Annotated in this window: 31 protein-coding genes; all 31 read right to left on the reverse strand. The window is 62.1% G+C overall.

Translation table 11 applies throughout. The features are described 5' to 3' along the window. Window position 1 precedes the first annotated feature (1 nt). The 31 genes from J7E80_RS24255 to rplC all read right to left on the reverse strand — a co-directional run bounded on the left by J7E80_RS24255 (window position 2) and on the right by rplC (window position 18209). Window positions 2-82, reverse strand: coding sequence for a winged helix-turn-helix domain-containing protein (locus tag J7E80_RS24255; protein WP_215051438.1), 81 nt, complete (start codon window positions 80-82; stop codon window positions 2-4). Between the two features lie 9 nt (window positions 83-91). Beyond that, on the reverse strand, window positions 92-982 hold the full coding sequence (truA, locus tag J7E80_RS10025) for a tRNA pseudouridine(38-40) synthase TruA (protein WP_215051319.1): 891 nt from the start codon (window positions 980-982) through the stop codon (window positions 92-94). Window positions 983-1013: 31 nt separating this feature from the next. Next, window positions 1014-1577 carry a 50S ribosomal protein L17 gene (rplQ, locus tag J7E80_RS10030; protein ID WP_215051320.1) on the reverse strand — a complete coding sequence of 188 codons (564 nt, stop codon included), beginning with the start codon at window positions 1575-1577 and terminating at the stop codon, window positions 1014-1016. A gap of 77 nt (window positions 1578-1654) precedes the next feature. Then, entirely contained in the window at window positions 1655-2665 is a 1011-nt protein-coding gene (locus tag J7E80_RS10035) for a DNA-directed RNA polymerase subunit alpha (protein ID WP_056626606.1), read from the reverse strand. Window positions 2666-2794: 129 nt separating this feature from the next. Further along, a complete protein-coding gene (gene rpsK, locus J7E80_RS10040; protein ID WP_102973678.1) occupies window positions 2795-3196 on the reverse strand; it encodes a 30S ribosomal protein S11 in 402 nt (133 codons plus the stop codon). A 52-nt stretch (window positions 3197-3248) separates the two neighbouring features. Next, window positions 3249-3623 carry a 30S ribosomal protein S13 gene (rpsM, locus tag J7E80_RS10045; RefSeq protein WP_090950898.1) on the reverse strand — a complete coding sequence of 125 codons (375 nt, stop codon included), beginning with the start codon at window positions 3621-3623 and terminating at the stop codon, window positions 3249-3251. A 173-nt stretch (window positions 3624-3796) separates the two neighbouring features. Beyond that, a complete protein-coding gene (rpmJ, locus tag J7E80_RS10050; protein WP_009358722.1) occupies window positions 3797-3910 on the reverse strand; it encodes a 50S ribosomal protein L36 in 114 nt (37 codons plus the stop codon). Between the two features lie 70 nt (window positions 3911-3980). Then, a complete protein-coding gene (infA, locus tag J7E80_RS10055) occupies window positions 3981-4202 on the reverse strand; it encodes a translation initiation factor IF-1 (protein WP_011775571.1) in 222 nt (73 codons plus the stop codon). 196 nt (window positions 4203-4398) lie between these two features. Continuing rightward, the gene (locus tag J7E80_RS10060) at window positions 4399-5391 is read right to left on the reverse strand and encodes a P1 family peptidase (RefSeq protein WP_215051321.1); all 993 of its coding nucleotides are present in this window, start codon (window positions 5389-5391) and stop codon (window positions 4399-4401) included. Window positions 5392-5447: 56 nt separating this feature from the next. Further along, a complete protein-coding gene (gene map, locus J7E80_RS10065; RefSeq protein ID WP_215051322.1) occupies window positions 5448-6275 on the reverse strand; it encodes a type I methionyl aminopeptidase in 828 nt (275 codons plus the stop codon). A gap of 122 nt (window positions 6276-6397) precedes the next feature. Further along, window positions 6398-6967, reverse strand: coding sequence for an adenylate kinase (locus J7E80_RS10070; RefSeq protein WP_215051439.1), 570 nt, complete (start codon window positions 6965-6967; stop codon window positions 6398-6400). Window positions 6968-6972: 5 nt separating this feature from the next. Continuing rightward, the gene (gene secY / locus J7E80_RS10075) at window positions 6973-8283 is read right to left on the reverse strand and encodes a preprotein translocase subunit SecY (protein WP_215051323.1); all 1311 of its coding nucleotides are present in this window, start codon (window positions 8281-8283) and stop codon (window positions 6973-6975) included. Window positions 8284-8478: 195 nt separating this feature from the next. After that, window positions 8479-8973: a 50S ribosomal protein L15 gene (gene rplO / locus J7E80_RS10080; protein ID WP_215051324.1), complete on the reverse strand. Its 495-nt coding sequence runs from the start codon at window positions 8971-8973 to the stop codon at window positions 8479-8481. After that, the gene (rpmD, locus tag J7E80_RS10085) at window positions 8974-9180 is read right to left on the reverse strand and encodes a 50S ribosomal protein L30 (RefSeq protein WP_215051325.1); all 207 of its coding nucleotides are present in this window, start codon (window positions 9178-9180) and stop codon (window positions 8974-8976) included. Window positions 9181-9183: 3 nt separating this feature from the next. After that, window positions 9184-9912 (reverse strand): 30S ribosomal protein S5, encoded by a 729-nt coding sequence (gene rpsE, locus J7E80_RS10090; protein WP_215051326.1) that lies wholly within the window; start codon window positions 9910-9912, stop codon window positions 9184-9186. Continuing rightward, the gene (gene rplR, locus J7E80_RS10095) at window positions 9909-10292 is read right to left on the reverse strand and encodes a 50S ribosomal protein L18 (RefSeq protein ID WP_011692796.1); all 384 of its coding nucleotides are present in this window, start codon (window positions 10290-10292) and stop codon (window positions 9909-9911) included. Before rplR ends, rpsE begins: the two co-directional genes overlap by 4 nt. 2 nt (window positions 10293-10294) lie before the next feature. After that, complete coding sequence (gene rplF / locus J7E80_RS10100) at window positions 10295-10831, reverse strand: 50S ribosomal protein L6 (RefSeq protein ID WP_215051327.1); 537 nt, start codon at window positions 10829-10831, stop codon at window positions 10295-10297. A gap of 18 nt (window positions 10832-10849) precedes the next feature. Beyond that, window positions 10850-11248 carry a 30S ribosomal protein S8 gene (rpsH, locus tag J7E80_RS10105; RefSeq protein WP_018769139.1) on the reverse strand — a complete coding sequence of 133 codons (399 nt, stop codon included), beginning with the start codon at window positions 11246-11248 and terminating at the stop codon, window positions 10850-10852. Window positions 11249-11330: 82 nt separating this feature from the next. Further along, window positions 11331-11912 carry a 50S ribosomal protein L5 gene (rplE, locus tag J7E80_RS10110; RefSeq protein WP_215051328.1) on the reverse strand — a complete coding sequence of 194 codons (582 nt, stop codon included), beginning with the start codon at window positions 11910-11912 and terminating at the stop codon, window positions 11331-11333. Then, window positions 11912-12271, reverse strand: coding sequence for a 50S ribosomal protein L24 (gene rplX, locus J7E80_RS10115; RefSeq protein WP_215051329.1), 360 nt, complete (start codon window positions 12269-12271; stop codon window positions 11912-11914). Before rplX ends, rplE begins: the two co-directional genes overlap by 1 nt. 3 nt (window positions 12272-12274) lie before the next feature. Then, the gene (gene rplN, locus J7E80_RS10120; RefSeq protein ID WP_003803789.1) at window positions 12275-12643 is read right to left on the reverse strand and encodes a 50S ribosomal protein L14; all 369 of its coding nucleotides are present in this window, start codon (window positions 12641-12643) and stop codon (window positions 12275-12277) included. A 518-nt stretch (window positions 12644-13161) separates the two neighbouring features. After that, complete coding sequence (rpsQ, locus tag J7E80_RS10125) at window positions 13162-13470, reverse strand: 30S ribosomal protein S17 (protein WP_215051330.1); 309 nt, start codon at window positions 13468-13470, stop codon at window positions 13162-13164. Next, a complete protein-coding gene (rpmC, locus tag J7E80_RS24260; RefSeq protein WP_215051331.1) occupies window positions 13467-13802 on the reverse strand; it encodes a 50S ribosomal protein L29 in 336 nt (111 codons plus the stop codon). Before rpmC ends, rpsQ begins: the two co-directional genes overlap by 4 nt. Window positions 13803-13804: 2 nt before the next feature. Next, the gene (rplP, locus tag J7E80_RS10135) at window positions 13805-14221 is read right to left on the reverse strand and encodes a 50S ribosomal protein L16 (RefSeq protein WP_003803795.1); all 417 of its coding nucleotides are present in this window, start codon (window positions 14219-14221) and stop codon (window positions 13805-13807) included. After that, entirely contained in the window at window positions 14222-15064 is an 843-nt protein-coding gene (gene rpsC / locus J7E80_RS10140; RefSeq protein ID WP_215051332.1) for a 30S ribosomal protein S3, read from the reverse strand. Then, window positions 15065-15430, reverse strand: coding sequence for a 50S ribosomal protein L22 (gene rplV / locus J7E80_RS10145; protein WP_003803798.1), 366 nt, complete (start codon window positions 15428-15430; stop codon window positions 15065-15067). 38 nt (window positions 15431-15468) lie between these two features. Then, window positions 15469-15750: a 30S ribosomal protein S19 gene (gene rpsS / locus J7E80_RS10150; protein WP_003803803.1), complete on the reverse strand. Its 282-nt coding sequence runs from the start codon at window positions 15748-15750 to the stop codon at window positions 15469-15471. A 12-nt stretch (window positions 15751-15762) separates the two neighbouring features. Beyond that, window positions 15763-16602 (reverse strand): 50S ribosomal protein L2, encoded by an 840-nt coding sequence (gene rplB / locus J7E80_RS10155; RefSeq protein ID WP_215051333.1) that lies wholly within the window; start codon window positions 16600-16602, stop codon window positions 15763-15765. A gap of 29 nt (window positions 16603-16631) precedes the next feature. Then, on the reverse strand, window positions 16632-16937 hold the full coding sequence (gene rplW / locus J7E80_RS10160) for a 50S ribosomal protein L23 (protein ID WP_011692807.1): 306 nt from the start codon (window positions 16935-16937) through the stop codon (window positions 16632-16634). Beyond that, window positions 16934-17554 (reverse strand): 50S ribosomal protein L4, encoded by a 621-nt coding sequence (gene rplD, locus J7E80_RS10165; RefSeq protein WP_215051334.1) that lies wholly within the window; start codon window positions 17552-17554, stop codon window positions 16934-16936. Before rplD ends, rplW begins: the two co-directional genes overlap by 4 nt. A 4-nt stretch (window positions 17555-17558) precedes the next feature. Beyond that, window positions 17559-18209, reverse strand: a complete 651-nt coding sequence (gene rplC / locus J7E80_RS10170; RefSeq protein ID WP_104136690.1) for a 50S ribosomal protein L3 — start codon at window positions 18207-18209, stop codon at window positions 17559-17561. Window position 18210: the final 1 nt, after the last annotated feature.

An 18210-nucleotide genomic window follows, 5' to 3' on the forward strand; every position in this document is an offset into this window, starting at 1 on the left:
CTTATGCCAAGGTGTAGCCAGCACCGCGGACGGTCTTGAGCCACCTCGGTGAACGGGCATCGTCCCCGAGCTTCCGCCGCAGACGACTTACTTACTCCCGCAAGGCCCGCGTCAGCTCCGCCCGCGCCAGCAGTTCGCCGTCCGACGGGTAAGCCACTTCCTCCAGCACCAGCGGGTGCGGCGCCGCCAGCACGGAGCGGGCGTCGCGCTTCTTCATCAGCAGCCGCTCGTGCAGCCATCCCGGGGGTTCCAGCCCCTCGCCCACGTACAGAGCGGACCCCACCAGCGCGCGCACCATGTTGTGGCAGAACGCATCCGCCTGCACCGTGGCGACAATGACCCCGTCCTCTCCGCGGGCGAATTCGAAGCGTTGCAGGTCCCGGATGGTGGTGGAACCCTCGCGCGGCTTGCAGTAGGACAGAAAGTTCTGCAGGCCCAGCAGCTTGGACGCGCCCTCATTCAGGAGGTCCACGTCCAGTGGGGACTTGTGCCACAGGGTGTCATACCGGCCCAGCGGATCCCACAGCGCCGGGCCATCCGCGATCCGGTAGCTGTAGCGGCGCCACAGCGCCGAGAAGCGGGCGTCGAAACCTTCCGGCGCAACCGAAACCTGATGCACCACGATGGCTCCGGTCAGGTCCCCCAGCCCCCGGCTTAACGCGCCACGCAAACGGCGCAAAAGCGCGACGGCGGGATCGAGTTCCGCACCGCGGTTCAGTCCCCGCCACTCGGCTTCCGTCAGGTCGAGATGGACCACCTGGCCGCGGGCGTGGACGCCGGCGTCGGTGCGGCCGGCCACGGTCACCCGGACCGGCCGGCGGACGAGCAGTTCCAGCGCCGCCTCCAGGGTGCCCTGAACTGTACGAAGACCAGGCTGCAGGGCCCACCCGCTGAAGGGGCCGCCGTCGTACGCCAAATCGAGCCGGATACGCAAAAACCCGCCGCCCCCCAAAACGGGGGCCGCGGGTTTTTGATCGTTCATAGACTTAAGTCTATGCGAAGGAATCAGCGAATTACTTCGCGTCCTTTGCGGACTCGTCAGCAGCTTCCTCAGCAGGAGCTTCCTCAGCGGCCGGAGCCTCTTCGGTTGCAGCTTCGGCCTCAGCAGCTTCGGGAGCTTCGGTCTCAGCGACCTCGGCCTCGGGGGCTTCCTCGGCAGCCGGGGCAGCCTTGGCAGCAGCCTGGGTAGCCTCGGCTACAACGGCCTGCTTGGCGGAAACCGGCTCCAGAACCAGTTCGATGACAGCCATGGGGGCGTTGTCGCCCTTGCGGTTGCCGATCTTGGTGATGCGGGTGTAGCCGCCGTCGCGGTTCTCCACTGCCTGTGCAATGTCGGTGAACAGCTCGTGGACGACGCCCTTGTTGCTGATCAGGCCGAGTACACGACGGCGGGAAGCGAGGTCGCCGCGCTTGGCGAAGGTCACCAGGCGCTCTGCGTACGGCTTCAGGCGCTTGGCCTTGGTCACCGTGGTGGTGATCCGCTTGTGCTCGAACAGTGCTGCTGCCAGGTTCGCGAGCATGAGACGCTCGTGAGCCGGGCCGCCTCCGAGGCGCGGACCCTTAGTGGGGGTAGGCATAATTGTTTCTCCTCATATGGAAGCCAGTGGGCTGCGCACACCATGGTGCATCCAGCCCGCCGGCCAAGATCTGCTTGTTAGAGCTCGTCGTCGCTGAAAGCGGCGTCGTCCTCTTCGATGGCTGCGGCGCGGGCAGCGAGGTCGAAGCCGGGAGGCGAGTCCTTGAGGGACAGTCCCAGTTCAACCAGCTTTGCCTTGACCTCATCGATGGACTTGGCACCGAAGTTACGGATGTCCATCAGGTCAGCCTCGGAGCGGGCAACGAGTTCACCCACGGTGTGGATGCCCTCACGCTTGAGGCAGTTGTAGGAACGGACGGTGAGGTCCAGATCCTCGATCGGCAGAGCCATGTCTGCTGCCAGGGCAGCATCCGTCGGCGACGGGCCAATCTCGATACCTTCAGCTGCGGTGTTCAGCTCGCGGGCCAGACCGAACAGTTCCACCAGGGTGGTACCTGCCGAAGCAACGGCATCGCGCGGGGCGATGGCCTGCTTGGTCTCGACGTCGACAATGAGCTTGTCGAAGTCAGTGCGCTGCTCAACACGGGTGGCTTCCACGCGGAAAGTAACCTTCAGCACCGGCGAGTAGATGGAGTCGACCGGGATGCGGCCGATCTCTGCGTCGCCGGACTTGTTCTGAGCTGCCGAAACGTAGCCGCGGCCGCGCTCGATGGTGAGTTCGAGTTCGAACTTGCCCTTCGAGTTCAGCGTGGCAATGTGCAGATCCGGGTTGTGGAATTCGACGCCGGCCGGCGGAGCGATGTCCGCGGCGGTGACGACTCCGGGTCCCTGCTTGCGCAGGTAAGCAACAACCGGCTCGTCGTGTTCGGAGGACACGGACAGGTTCTTGATGTTCAGGATGATCTCGGTGACATCTTCCTTGACACCCGGAACCGTGGTGAACTCGTGCAGCACGCCATCGATCCGGATGCTGGTTACAGCGGCACCGGGAATGGAGGAGAGCAGGGTACGGCGGAGGGAGTTTCCGAGTGTGTAACCGAAGCCCGGCTCCAGCGGTTCAATGATGAAACGGGAGCGGTTATCGGAGACGACCTCTTCGGAGAGGGTGGGGCGCTGTGCAATGAGCACTTAGGTTTCCTTTCGGCGAGCATCCGCTATATGACGCAACACAGGTGGTGGAAAATCGGTCTGAAGACTTAACGCGCTGGGCTTGCCCGGACCGCTATCGGTCCGGGCAAGCTCATACGCGGAAAAGGCTTAGACGCGGCGGCGCTTCGGCGGACGGCAGCCGTTGTGCGCGGCGGGGGTGACGTCCTGGATGGAGCCAACCTCGAGGCCAGCAGCCTGCAGCGAACGGATCGCGGTCTCGCGTCCGGATCCCGGTCCCTTCACGAACACGTCAACCTTCTTCAGGCCGTGCTCCTGTGCACGCTTGGCGGCAGCTTCGGCAGCCATCTGTGCAGCGAACGGGGTGGACTTACGTGAGCCCTTGAATCCAACCTCACCGGCGGAAGCCCAGGAGATGACAGCACCGGACGGGTCCGTGATGGACACGATGGTGTTGTTAAAGGTGCTCTTGATGTGCGCCTGGCCAAGCGCGATATTCTTCTTGTCCTTCTTACGCGGCTTGCGAACCGCGCCACGAGTCTTCGGGGGCATTTTTTCTCCTACAGAAAGTTATCGGGGGAAAACCGAGCTAATCCCTCAGGGATTAACGGGCCTTCTTCTTGCCGGCGACGGTACGCTTCGGGCCCTTGCGGGTACGTGCGTTGGTCTTCGTACGCTGTCCGCGTACGGGCAGGCCCTTGCGGTGGCGCAGGCCTTCGTAGCTGCCGATTTCTACCTTGCGGCGGATATCTGCTGCTACTTCGCGGCGAAGGTCACCCTCAACCTTGTAGTTGCCTTCAATGTAGTCACGCAGCTGGACCAGTTCGGCGTCGCTGAGGTCCTTTACGCGGACGTCAGCGCTGATGCCGGTGGCAGCCAGGGTTTCGTGTGCACGGGTCTTGCCCACGCCGTAGATGTAAGTAAGCGCAATTTCCAGCCGCTTTTCGCGGGGAATGTCTACGCCAGCGAGACGAGCCATAGTGGCAGTGCTCCTTGAATAAACCGGAGGTCGTAGGCAGTACACCCGCACTTTCAGTGCGGCCCCAGCCTCCGACCGGGGGTTAGCTGTCCAGGCCCATACGTCCCAATTCAGCTTGTGCTGCCTTTTATTTACTTGCGTGGGTTAGCAACCCAGGGATTCCCGGAAGGGAATTAGCCCTGGCGCTGCTTGTGGCGCGGGTTCTCGCAGATCACCATGACCCGGCCATTACGGCGGATCACTTTGCACTTTTCGCAGATCTGCTTGACGCTCGGCTTGACCTTCATGGCGTTCCTTTGCGTGATAGCAGTTGGTCCGATGGACCGGCCTTCGGCAGTTGCTCTGGCCGCCCAACGTTTACTTGTAGCGGTAGACGATACGACCACGTGTCAGGTCGTAAGGGCTCAGCTCCACCACTACGCGGTCCTCAGGGAGAATCCTGATGTAGTGCTGACGCATTTTTCCAGAGATGTGTGCCAGAACGACGTGCTTGTTGGTGAGCTCAACGCGAAACATCGCGTTGGGCAGCGCCTCAGTCACTACGCCCTCGATCTCTATGACCCCGTCCTTCTTGGCCATATCCTCCGCTAACTGTTGTTTGCCTCAGCCCTCCGGATTGCACCGGGCATGACTGCGGACGTTTTTTTGATTTGATTGATCGTCGCCTTCCGGCCACAAATGGGCGTGGCAGGGCAGACAACCAACAAGCAACATTACGGCATTTGGTCCGGAATGTTAAATCCAGCCATGGTAGCGCACAATGCCGCTGCACGCATCAGAAACTGTACGCATCAAATGTTCCTGCCTCCGTTGTGACGGCCACCGCGCTGCCGACCCCGTCCAGGATCGCCAAACGTACGACGTCGGCTGCCGCACTTTGCAGGGTGATCAGACTCAGCTGCCGGGCAGCTTCCGTGCTCCGGTCCAACGTGAGCTCCCCGGTGGCCAGGCAGAACACCGTGTCCCCGTCCGCCAGGGTATGGCTGGGGTTCAGTGCCCTGGCCAGTCCGGCGTGCGCGGCGGAGGCGGTCCGCTTGCACTCGGCCACGTCGAGGGCGGCATTGGTGGCGACAACGACGAGGGTGGTGTTGAGGGGTGGCGGCTGTTCCCGCTGATTGAGCTTGTCGAAATCATCCGGAGCCCTGGCCTCGACAGCCCCGACCGGCGTGGTGAACGGCAGTCCTACCGCATTGACTACCGCTAGAGCCCCGACAACGACCCCATTGTCTAAAGTGACGGAGGCTGTGCCCACTCCCCCTTTGAACGTGCCCCGGCCCATGACCGCCCCGGTGCCGGCTCCCACATTGCCGCGTTCGACGTCGTGCCTGTCCTTCTGGGCTCCGGCCGCAACAGCTGCCGCATAGCCCATGTCGGCGTCGGGGCGGGCGGAAAAGTCGCCGCCGCGGCCGAGGTCGAAGATAGCTGCGGCCGGGACGATCGGAACCACCCCGCCGGTGACTTCAAAACCGCGTCCTTGCTCCTCGCACCAGCGCTGGACGCCGTGGGCGGTTACCAGGCCGTAGGCGCTTCCGCCGGTGAGCACCACGGCGTCCACGGTGGCCACGAGTGTTGTGGGGTCCAGCGCATCGATCTCGTGGGTGCCGGGACCTCCACCGCGGACATCCACCGAGCCGACGGTCCCCGGCGGCGGCAGGACCACCGTCACGCCACTCAGCCAGCCGCCGCCGGACTTCTGCTGGTGACCGACCCGCAGGCCCGGCACGTCAGTAATCGTTCCCGTCGCTCCCGCTGCCCCGTTGGCGTTCATGGCTCCCATTCTGCCCCCTGCCCGCCGGCCAACGTCCACCCATTCGGAAGTCGGCGCTAAGGAATCGGAACGGGAACAACGCCGAGCGGCGCAAGCTGGGCGGCGCCGCCGTCGGGTGCCGAAAGCACCCAGATGCCCTTCTCATGGACAGCTACGGAATGCTCCCACTGGCAGGAGCGCATGCCGTCGGTGGTGACCACGGTCCAGTCATCGTCCAGGACAGCCGTTTCGATGCTGCCGCGCACCAGCATCGGTTCAATCGCAAGGCACAGCCCGGGGCGGATCTTCGGGCCGCGGTGCGTGGTGCGGTAATTGAGCACGTCCGGGGCCATGTGCATCTCTGAGCCGATGCCGTGGCCCACGTAGTCCTCGAGGATGCCCAGCGGCTTGCCCGGGACGGCCGAGACGTAGTCGTCCACGGCGCAGCCAATGTCCCCCACGAACTTGCCGGTCGCCAGCGCGGCAATCCCCCGCCACATGGCCGCCTGCGTGACATCGGAGAGCCTCTGGTCCTCGGGGTCGGCCGTGCCCACGATCACCGTGCGCGCGGAATCCGAGTGCCAGCCGTCCACGATCGCGCCGCCGTCGATCGAGATGATGTCGCCGTCCTGCAGGACCCTGGGGCCGGGGATGCCGTGGACCACCTCTTCGTTCACGGACGTGCAGATGCTGGCCGGGAAGCCGTGGTAGCCCAGGAAGTTGGACTTGGCGCCTGCCTCCAGGAGCACGGACGCGAACACGTCGTCGAGCTGCTTGGTGGTGACCCCCGGTGCGGCTGCGGCAACGGCAGCGTCCAGGGCGCGGCTCAGGACCAGCCCGGCCTCGTGCATGGTGCGCATCTGGGCGTTGGTCTTGTACTCGATCCGTGGCTGGCCGAATGCCATCTGCGGTGCTTCCTCTCGATGATGCCTCCGCCGGCCAAACTGCAGTGCTGGCCGGGCTGAGGGCTAAAAGCCGGAGGCCCCTCCCAACGAACCGGGAGGAGCCTCATAGCGTTGTTACTGAATCAGGCGGCCTGAGCCTCTTTGATGGCCTGCATGACGCGGTCGGTGACCTCGTCGATGGCGCCAATGCCGTCCACCTGGGTGAGGATCCCGCGCTCGGCGTATTTGGCCACAACGGTCTCCGTCTGCTCGTGGTACAGGTCCAGGCGGTGGCGGATGACGGCCTCGTTGTCGTCGCTGCGGCCGGTTTCCTTGGCACGGCCCAGAAGGCGTGCAACGAGTTCCTCGTCGTCAGCAGTCAGCTGCAGGACGACGTCGAGCCGCTGGTCACCATTGGCCAGGATCTCGTCCAGGTACTCCACCTGTGCCGTGGTGCGCGGGTAGCCGTCCAGCAGGAAGCCGTCCTCGACGTCGGGCTCGCTGAGGCGGTCGCGAACCATCTTGTTGGTCACGCTGTCCGGAACAAAGTCCCCCGCGTCCATGTACTTCTTCGCTTCGATACCGAGCGGCGTTTCACCCTTGACGTTCGCTCGGAAGATGTCGCCGGTGGAGATCGCAACAACGCCGAGGCGCTCCGAGATGCGTTCCGCCTGCGTACCCTTGCCGGAACCCGGAGGTCCGATAATCAACATTCTGGTCATCGCAATAGCCCTTCGTAGTGACGCTGCTGTAGCTGCGCGTCAATTTGCTTGACGGTTTCCAAGCCAACGCCCACCATGATCAGGATCGAGGTGCCACCGAACGGGAAGTTCTGGTTTGCGTTGATCAGCACGAGCGCCACCAGCGGGATCAGTGCCACGAAGCCAAGGTAAATGGCGCCGGGCAGCGTGATCCGCGAGAGGACGTACTGCAGGTAATCCGCGGTCGGCTTGCCGGCACGGATACCCGGGATGAAGCCGCCGTATTTCTTCATGTTGTCCGAGACCTCTTCAGGGTTGAAGGTGATCGCGACGTAGAAGTATGTAAAGAAAACGATCATGGCGAAGTAGAGCGCCATGTAGATGGGGTGGTCCCCGCGCGTGAGGTTGTTGTTGATCCACTCAACCCACGGCTGAATCGGCTGTCCGGCCTGGGGCTGGTTGAACTGGGAGATCAACGCCGGCAGGTAGAGCATGGACGAGGCGAAGATGACCGGGATAACGCCGGCCATGTTCACCTTGATGGGAATGTAGGTGCTTGTGCCGCCCACGGTCCGCCGCCCGATCATCCGCTTGGCGTACTGCACCGGGATGCGGCGCTGGGACTGCTCCACGAAGACGACGAGCGCGACCGTCAGCAGGCCGATGGCCAGGACCATGAAGAACGTGCCCGGGCCCTGCGAGGTCCAGATGGCACCGAGTGAGGTGGGGAAGCCGGCGGCGATGGCGGTGAAGATGAGCAGGGACATGCCGTTGCCCACGCCCTTTTCCGTGACGAGCTCGCCCATCCACATGATGAGGCCGGTGCCGGCCGTCAGCGTGATGATGATGAGGATTGTGGTGATGACGCTGTTGTCCGGGATGATGGGCAACGCACAACCGGGGAGCAACTGGCCGGAACGGGCCAGGGACACCAGGGTCGTGGCGTTCAGCAGGCCGAGTGCAATCGTGAGGTAACGCGTGTACTGCGTCAGCTTGGACTGCCCCGAAGCGCCTTCTTCGTACAGCTCCTGGAACCGGGGAATGACTACCCGGAGCAGCTGCACAATGATGCTGGCCGTAATGTACGGCATGATTCCCAAAGCAAAGATGGAGACCTGCAGCAATGCACCGCCGCTAAAAAGATTGACGAGCTGGTAGATCCCGCCCGAGGTCTGCCCCTCCGACAAGCATTGCTGGACATTCTGGTAGCTCACACCAGGCGAGGGGATGAAAGCTCCCAAGCGGAAGATTGTGATGATTCCCAGCGTGAACAACAACTTGCGTCGCAGATCAGGCGTTCGAAACGCCCGGCCGAATGCGCTAAGCAAGCGTCCTCCTCAGTAGTTAATAAGTCTGGTGATGCAGGTCAATAAACCCAACAACCGAGTCTAACGGTTGATTGCGCTATGCGAACAATCCGCGAAACGTGCGGATATGAAAAACTCCCGGCGCGGGGGCCTCGGCCCCCGTGCCGGGAGTTTCAACAACGGGCATCAGCCCACTGTCTCCTGGAGGGGAATCTCCTAGAGAGCGGTGGTGCTTCCGCCTGCTGCGGCGATCTTTTCAGCGGCGCTGGCTGAGAAAGCGTGGGCGGTGACGTCAACCTTGACGGTGATGTCTCCGGTGCCAAGCACCTTCACGGGCTGGTTCTTGCGAACCGCGCCCTTTGCAACCAGGTTCTCCACAGTGACAGCGCCACCTTCCGGGAACAGCTCGTTGAGCTTGTCCAGGTTAACAACCTGGAACTCAACCCGGAACGGGTTCTTGAAGCCGCGCAGCTTCGGCAGGCGCATGTGCAGCGGCAGCTGGCCGCCGGCAAAGCCAGCCTTGATCTGGTAGCGGGCCTTCGTACCCTTGGTACCGCGACCAGCGGTCTTACCCTTGGAACCTTCACCACGACCAACGCGGGTCTTGGCGGTCTTGGCACCCGGGGCGGGACGCAGGTGGTGAACCTTCAGCGCGCTCTGCTTCTCAGCTGCGGCGCTCTGTGCCTTTTCGGCGGTGTTCTTCTCTGCCATTTACTTCGCCTCCTCTACCTTTACCAGGTGCGGAACCGTGTTGAGCATTCCAACGGTCACGACGTCGGCGGTGCGGACAACGGTGTGTCCGATCCGCTTCAGGCCGAGGGACCGCAGGGTGTCGCGCTGGTTCTGCTTGCCGCCAATGACGGACTTGATCTGAGTGATCTCCAACTGGGCGTCGGAGGGAATCAGGTTCTTAGCCATTACTTAGACACCTGCCTTCTGGTTCAGCAGTGCGCGCACCAGTGCCTGCGGAGCAATCTCGTCCAGCGGCAGGCCACGGCGTGCTGCCACGGCTGCCGGCTCTTCGAGGCGCTTCAGGGCGTCAACAGTCGCGTGAACGATGTTGATGGCGTTCGAGGAACCGAGCGACTTGGAGAGGATGTCGTGGATACCCACGCACTCCAGTACTGCACGGACCGGACCACCGGCGATAACACCGGTACCGGCGGAGGCCGGACGCAGCATGACGACACCTGCGGCAGCCTCGCCCTGGACGCGGTGAGGGATGGTGTTGCCAACGCGGGGAACGCGGAAGAAGGACTTCTTGGCCTCTTCAACGCCCTTCGCGATTGCGGCGGGAACTTCCTTCGCCTTGCCGTAGCCGACGCCGACCATACCGTTACCGTCACCAACGACGACGAGTGCGGTGAAGCTGAAGCGACGACCACCCTTGACGACCTTGGAAACGCGGTTGATGGTAACAACGCGCTCTACGAACTGGCTCTTCTCGGCTTCACGGCCGCCATCGCGGCCACCACGGCCGCCACGGTCGCCGCGGCCCTGGCCACGGTCGCCACGCTCGCCGCGACGAGCGCCACCACGGCGGTCATCGGCAGCTGCGGGGGCAGTGGTCTCAGTGGCCTCAGCAGCTACGGCTTCAGGCGCCTTCTGATCTGCAGACACAGTGTCCTTTTCCTTGTTTGCTTCCGTCACAGTGACAGCCCACCTTCACGTGCACCGTCAGCGACGGCGGCGATCCGGCCGTGGTACTTGTTACCACCACGGTCGAAGACAACAGCTTCGATTCCGGCAGCCTTGGCGCGCTCGGCCACGAGCTCGCCAACGCGCTTGGCCTTGGCGGTCTTGTCACCGTCGAATGCACGAAGGTCGGCTTCCAGTGTGGAGGCGCTCGCCACGGTCAGGCCCTTGGTGTCATCGACAACCTGGACGAATACGTGGCGTGCGGAGCGGTTGACGACCAGACGAGGACGTACAGCCGTTCCGGAGATGCGCTTGCGGATACGAAGCTGGCGGCGGCTGCGCGAAGCAGACTTGCTCTTGTTCGTGCGCTTCTTGTTAATTGCGATGGCCATGGTTACTTACCAGCCTTTCCGACCTTGCGGCGGATGACTTCGCCGGCGTAGCGAATGCCCTTGCCCTTATAGGGGTCCGGCTTACGCAGCTTGCGAATGTTGGCAGCAACCTCGCCGACCTGCTGCTTGTTGATGCCTGAGACAGAGAGCTTGGTCGGCCCCTCTACTGCAAAGGTGATGCCGGCCGGTGCGGAAACGTTGACCGGGTGGCTGAAGCCGAGAGCGAACTCAAGGTCAGATCCCTTGGCCTGAACGCGGTAACCGGTACCGACGATTTCAAGCTTCTTCTCGTAGCCTGCGGTGACACCCTGGATCATGTTGGCGATCAGGGTGCGGGTCAGGCCGTGGAGTGAACGGGAGGCGCGCTCGTCGTTCGGGCGGGCGACAGTCAGGGTGCCATCTTCCAGGGAAACCTCGATCGGGCTGGCAACAGTGTGGCTCAGCTCGCCTTTGGAACCCTTGACGCTGACGACAGAGCCGTCAACCTTGACCTCAACGCCGGCAGGAACGGTGATGGGGAGACGTCCAATACGTGACATTATTCTCTTCCTTTCCCGTTACCAGACGTAAGCGAGGACTTCGCCGCCCACGCCCTTCTTGCCGGCCTGCTTGTCAGTCAAGAGGCCGGAAGAGGTGGACAGGATTGCGATACCCAGGCCACCGAGCACGTGCGGCAGGTTGGTGGACTTTGCGTAAACACGCAGTCCCGGCTTGGAAATACGACGAACACCGGCGATCGAACGCTCGCGGTTCGGACCGAACTTGAGCTCGAGAGTCAGCTTCTTGCCGACTTCAGCGTCCTCTTCCTTCCAGCCGGCGATGAAACCTTCGGCCTTCAGGATGTCGGCAACGCGTGCCTTGAGCTTGCTGTAAGGCATAGACACGGAATCGTGGTATGCCGAGTTTGCGTTGCGCAGACGCGTAAGCATATCTGCGACAGGATCTGTCATAGTCATGTGGGCTCTTGCCCTTCCTCGTAACGGTTTCCTTCGCGCCGACCCCTCGGGATCAGTGCAACCGGACCTTTTACGTAGCTAATTAAGCTTCGGTTTTGAACGGGAAACCAAGCGCCTTGAGCAGCGCGCGGCCTTCGTCGTCGGTCTTGGCAGTGGTAACAACCGTGATGTCCATACCGCGAACGCGGTCGATGGAATCCTGGTCGATCTCGTGGAACATAACCTGCTCGGTCAGACCGAAGGTGTAGTTGCCGTTGCCATCGAACTGCTTGCCGCTGAGGCCGCGGAAGTCACGGATACGCGGCAGGGCCAGCGTGACCAGACGGTCCACGAATTCCCACATGCGGTCGCCACGCAGGGTTGCGTGTGCGCCGATGGGCATGCCTTCGCGCAGCTTGAACTGGGCGATCGACTTACGGGCCTTGGTTACCTGCGGCTTCTGGCCGGTGATCAGGGTGAGGTCGCGGACAGCGCCGTCGATCAGCTTGGAGTCCTTGGCGGCATCTCCAACACCCATGTTCACAACAACCTTGACCAGACGGGGAACCTGGTTAACGTTCTCGTACTTGAATTCATCCTGGAGCGTCGCCTTGATGGATTCTGCGTACTTTGTCTTCAGACGAGGAACGATCTTCGTTGCCGGAGTCTCGAGAGTCTCAGTCATTAGATGTCCTTCCCTGAGCTCTTTGCCACGCGTACGCGCACTTCACGCTGCACGCCATTGCGCTCAACGGTTTCGGTGCGGAAACCAACACGGGTGGGCTTCTTGGTGGACGGGTCAACCAAAGCCACGTTGGAGATGTGGATCGGGGCCTCGACAACCTCGATGCCACCGGTCTTGGTGCCGCGCTGCGACTGACCGACCTTGGTGTGCTTGGTCACGCGGTTAATACCTTCAACCAACACGCGGTTGGTGTCCGGGAATACGCGCAGAACCTTGCCCTGCTTGCCACGGTCGCCGCCGCGCTCAGCCTTGGCGCCAGTGATGACCTGAACCAGGTCACCCTTCTTGATCTTAGCCATGGACTAGAGCACCTCCGGAGCCAGAGAAACGATCTTCATGAACTTCTTGTCACGGAGTTCACGACCAACCGGTCCGAAGATACGGGTGCCGCGGGGGTCACCGTCGTTCTTCAGGATCACAGCTGCGTTCTCGTCAAACTTGATGTAGGAACCATCCGCACGGCGGCGTTCCTTCTTAGTACGGACGATGACAGCCTTGACGACATCGCCCTTCTTTACGTTGCCGCCCGGGATTGCGTCCTTGACGGTAGCGACGATGACGTCGCCGATGCCTGCGTAGCGACGGCCAGATCCACCGAGAACGCGAATGGTAAGGATTTCCTTAGCACCCGTGTTGTCGGCGACCTTGAGTCGCGACTCCTGCTGAATCACTATTTACTCCTTGCGTCGCGCCGGTTCTCAGACCGAAAATCTTCCTACGGAATGAGCCTTGCGGAACGGTTGATCGGGGTGTCTCTTGACCTGCCTGGATTTTGCCAGACCAGGCCTAAACGCCCGTGCCAAAAACATTTGCTTCCCAACCGGATTCGGACGCAGTCCGAGCGCAAGGGGGCACTATGCCGTGGCACGATTGTTTACGAGGTTTGATGACGGCGCACAAAAGGCGCCATACAAACTCAAAATCTTAGCACAGTTCGGGCCCAGCCCCATATCACAGGGGCCGGGCCTCCGCTAAACTGACGACGGCGTTCCGCGCCGCTGACTTTCGGCCCGCCGGAGCCGCCGCTCCCCCGCAAAGCCGGTCCGCCGTCGTCGGGCAGCCCACAAATACCGCCGCCGCATGCTGGTGGCGCGACCGGCGCGACCGGCAGCGGAAAATGCGGAAACCCCCGCTCCCAAAGGGAACGGGGGTTTCCTGCACAGCTTGCGTTTCAGCAAAGCCGCTGGTGTTACTTGGCCTTTTCGAGGATCTCAACCAGGCGCCACCGCTTGCTGGCGGACAGCGGGCGGGTCTCGGCGAGGAGAACGAGGTCGCCGATGCCGGCGGTGTTCTCTTCGTCGTGAGCCTTGATCTTCGAGGTGCGGCGGATGACCTTGCCGTAAAGGGCGTGCTTCACGCGGTCTTCAACCTGGACAACGATGGTCTTTTCCATCTTGTCCGAGACTACGTAGCCGCGCTTCGTCTTACGGTAACCGCGCTCGCCAGCCGTAGCCGTTGCGGAAACAGTTTCCGTCACGTTCTCGTCCTTTTCACTCACTTGGCGTCCTCCTCAGTCGCAGCTTCGGCCGGCTCTTCAGCCTTCTCAGCCTTGGCTGCGGACTTCTTGGACTTCTTTTCTTCCTTGGCTTCCGCAACCGGTGCGGCAACCTCGGCACGAATGCCCAGCTCGCGCTCACGGAGAACGGTGTAGATGCGTGCGATGTCCTTCTTTACCGCGCGCAGACGACCGTGGTTCTCCAGCTGTCCGGTGGCGGACTGGAAACGCAGGTTGAACAGCTCTTCCTTGGACTTGCGGAGTTCTTCAACGAGACGCTCGTTGTCGAAACCGTCCAGCTGTGCGGGTGCGAGATCCTTCGACCCTACTGCCATTTCTATTCACCACCTTCGCGACGCACAATGCGTGCCTTCAACGGGAGCTTGTGGATTGCCAGGCGCAGTGCCTCGCGAGCTACCTCTTCATTGACACCGGAGAGTTCGAAGAGAACCCGGCCCGGCTTGACGTTAGCGACCCACCATTCCGGAGAACCCTTACCGGAACCCATGCGGGTTTCGGCCGGCTTCTTCGTCAGCGGACGGTCCGGGTAGATGTTGATCCAGACCTTACCGCCACGCTTGATGTGGCGGGTCATCGCGATACGGGCAGACTCGATCTGACGGTTCGTCACGTATGCCGGGCTCAGGGCCTGGATACCGTACTCACCGAAGGAGACCTTGGTGCCGCCCGTAGCAGCGCCGGAACGACCCGGGTGGTGCTGCTTACGGTGCTTGACTCGACGTGGGATAAGCATTTAAGCCTGTCCTCCTTCTGCTGCCTGTGCCGGTGCGGCAGAAGCTGCCTCGGCTGCCGGAGCTGCAGCAGCAGGTGCTGCGTCGGCTGCCGGACGGTCGGTACGACGGCGGCGGTCACCACGGTCAGCGCCACCCGGGCGGCCCGGACGGTCGCCAGTGCGTCCACGGGACGGAGCAGCAGCTGCCTGCTGAGCCAGTTCCTTGGAGGTGACGTCACCCTTGTAGATCCAGACCTTCACGCCGATGCGGCCGAAGGTGGTCTTGGCTTCGTAGAAGCCGTAGTCGATGTTCGCGCGGAGGGTGTGCAGGGGCACACGGCCTTCGCGGTAGAACTCCGAGCGGGACATTTCTGCGCCACCCAGACGACCCGAGCAAGCGATACGGATACCCTTGGCACCGGCACGCTGTGCGGACTGCATGGCCTTCTTCATCGCACGGCGGAACGCCACGCGGGAAGTCAGCTGCTCAGCAACGCCCTGGGCAACAAGCTGAGCTTCCATCTCGGGGTTCTTGACCTCGAGGATGTTCAGCTGAACCTGCTTGCCGGTGAGCTTTTCGAGCTCGCCGCGGATGCGGTCTGCTTCTGCGCCGCGGCGGCCGATGACGATGCCCGGACGTGCCGTGTGGATGTCCACGCGGACGCGGTCACGGGTGCGCTCGATCTCAACCTTGGCGATACCGGCGCGCTCCATGCCCGTGGACATGAGCTGGCGGATACGGATGTCTTCGCGAACGAAGTCCTTGTACCGCTGGCCGGACTTGGTGCTGTCAGCGAACCAGTGCGATACGTGATCGGTGGTGATGCCGAGTCGGAACCCGTGCGGGTTTACTTTCTGTCCCACTTAGCGAGCCTCCTCTTTCTCCGGGGTAGCGACTACCACGGTGATGTGGCTGGTGCGCTTCTTGATCTGAAATGCACGACCCTGAGCACGCGGCTGGAACCGCTTCATGGTCGGGCCTTCATCAACAAACGCTTCGCTGATGATGAGGTCACCTTCGTCAAACGCAACGCCGTCGCGGTCCGCGAGGACCCGGGCGTTGGAGATTGCCGACTGAACTACCTTGAATACCGGCTCCGAAGCTGCCTGGGGGGCAAACTTCAGAATTGCCAGAGCCTCGTTCGCTTGCTTACCACGAACAAGGTTGACGACGCGCCGGGCCTTCATAGGCGTTACGCGGATGTGACGCGCAATTGCCTTGGCTTCCATTGCTTTCCTTCTCTCGTCTTTGACGTAAGTGCAGGCGCCTAGCGGCGCTTGCCCTTACGGTCGTCCTTGACATGGCCGCGGAATGTCCGCGTCGGAGCGAATTCGCCGAGCTTGTGCCCGACCATCGACTCGGTGACAAACACCGGGATGTGCTTGCGTCCGTCGTGCACGGCGATCGTGTGCCCGAGCATGTCGGGGATGATCATCGAACGGCGGGACCAGGTCTTGATGACGTTCTTGGTGCCCTTTTCGTTTTCCCTTGCCACCTTCACAAAGAGGTGCTGGTCAACGAAAGGACCTTTTTTCAGGCTGCGTGGCATGTGTCCAGGCTCCTATCGCTTGTTCTTGCCAGTACGACGGCGACGAACAATAAGCTTGTCGCTCTCTTTGTTGGGACGGCGGGTACGGCCTTCAGGCTTACCGTTCGGGTTGACCGGGTGACGTCCACCGGAAGTCTTACCCTCACCACCACCATGGGGGTGGTCGACCGGGTTCATGGCGACACCACGGACGGTTGGGCGAACGCCCTTCCACCGCATACGGCCGGCCTTACCCCAGTTGATGTTCGACTGCTCGGCGTTGCCGACCTCGCCGATGGTTGCGCGGCAGCGCACGTCAACGTTGCGGATTTCGCCGGAGGGCAGACGCAGCTGGGCGAAACGGCCTTCCTTGGCGACGAGCTGAACAGAAGCTCCAGCGGAACGTGCCATCTTGGCGCCGCCACCCGGACGCAGTTCAACTGCGTGGATAACGGTACCGACGGGGATGTTGCGCAGGGGCAGGTTGTTGCCAGGCTTGATGTCAGCGTTGGCGCCGGCCTCCACGAAGTCGCCCTGGGCGAGCTTGTTCGGGGCGATGATGTAACGCTTGGTGCCATCAACGTAGTGCAGGAGGGCGATGCGAGCCGTGCGGTTCGGATCGTACTCGATTTCGGCAACGCGGGCGTTGACGCCGTCCTTGTCGTGGCGACGGAAGTCGATCAGACGGTACTGGCGCTTGTGTCCACCACCCTTGTGACGGGTCGTGATCTTACCGGTGTTGTTACGGCCACCCTTTTTGGGCAGCGGGCGCACCAACGACTTTTCCGGCGTCGACCGCGTGATTTCGGTGAAGTCCGCTACGCTCGAGCCGCGACGGCCCGGGGTAGTCGGCTTGTATTTACGGATTCCCATAATTTATTTCCTCGTTAAAGTGGTCTCCGCTACGCGAGCGGACCGCCGAAGATGTCGATCGTGCCTTCTTTGAGGGTGACAATCGCACGCTTGGTGTTCTTGCGGGTACCCCATCCGAATTTGGTGCGCTTGCGCTTACCGGCACGGTTGATGGTGTTGATCGATTCGACCTTGACGGAGAAGATTTTCTCCACGGCCAGCTTGATCTCGGTCTTGTTCGAGCGGGGGTCCACCAGGAAGGTGTACTTGCCCTCGTCGATCAGGCCGTAGCTTTTTTCCGACACAACGGGTGCAAGCACGACGTCGCGGGGGTCTTTGATGGTGGCTGCGCTCACTTGGCATCCTCCTCGTTCTTTGCAGCCTTGTCAGCAACGAATGCTTCGTAGGCAGCCTTGGTGAAGACTACGTCGTCAGAAACGAGAACGTCGTAGGTGTTCAGCTGGTCTGCGTACAGAACGTGAACTTCCTCGAGGTTGCGCACGGACAGTGCAGCAACATCGTTGGCGCGCTCAATGACAACGAGCAGGTTCTTGCGCTCGGAGACGCCGCGCAGCGTTGCCAGTGCTTCCTTGGAGGACGGCTTGGAGCCGGCAACCAGATCAGCAACGACGTGGATGCGTCCGTTACGGGCGCGGTCAGACAGTGCGCCGCGGAGTGCAGCAGCAATCATCTTCTTGGGGGTGCGCTGGCTGTAGTCGCGAGGAGTCGGACCATGGACAACGCCACCGCCGGTCATGTGAGGAGCACGGATGGAACCCTGACGGGCTCGGCCGGTGCCCTTCTGCTTGAACGGCTTGCGGCCTGCACCGGAAACTTCGGCGCGGGTCTTGGTCTTGTGGGTACCCTGGCGAGCAGCAGCGAGCTGTGCAACGACGACCTGGTGCAGCAGCGGCACGTTGGTCTGAACGTCGAAGATCTCTGCAGGCAGGTCAACCTTGACAGTGCTAGTCATTGAACTAGGCTCCCTTCACGGCGGTGCGTACGAGTACGACCTGGCCGCGGGCGCCGGGGACGGCACCCTTGATCAGGAGCAGCGACTTCTCGACGTCAACCGCGTGAACAGTGAGGTTCAGCGTGGTGTGACGAACGGCGCCCATGCGGCCGGCCATTTTCATGCCCTTGAAGACGCGGCTCGGGGTGGATGCGCCACCGATTGAACCGGGCTTACGGTGGTTCTTGTGGGCACCGTGGGAAGCTCCAACGCCGTGGAAGCCGTGACGCTTCATAACGCCGGCGAAGCCCTTACCCTTGGTGGTGCCGATAACGTCGATCTTCTGGCCGGCTTCGAAGAGCTCTACGGAGAGCTCCTGGCCCAGCTCGTAAGAGTCAGCATCTGCAGTGCGCAGTTCGACGACGTGGCGGCGAGGCGTGACGCCTGCCTTTTCAAAGTGACCAGCCAGCGGCTTGGTGACCTTGCGGGGATCGATCTGGCCGTAGCCGATCTGAACGGCGACGTAGCCATCAGTGTCTGCGTTGCGCAGCTGGGTGATGACGTTCGAGTCAGCCTGGACAACAGTGACGGGGATGAGCTTGTTGTTCTCGTCCCAGACCTGGGTCATGCCGAGCTTCGTGCCCAGCAGGCCCTTTACGTTACGGGTTGCGGTCATA

The organism is Arthrobacter sp. ISL-28 (assembly GCF_018613875.1).
Lineage (GTDB): Bacteria > Actinomycetota > Actinomycetes > Actinomycetales > Micrococcaceae > Arthrobacter.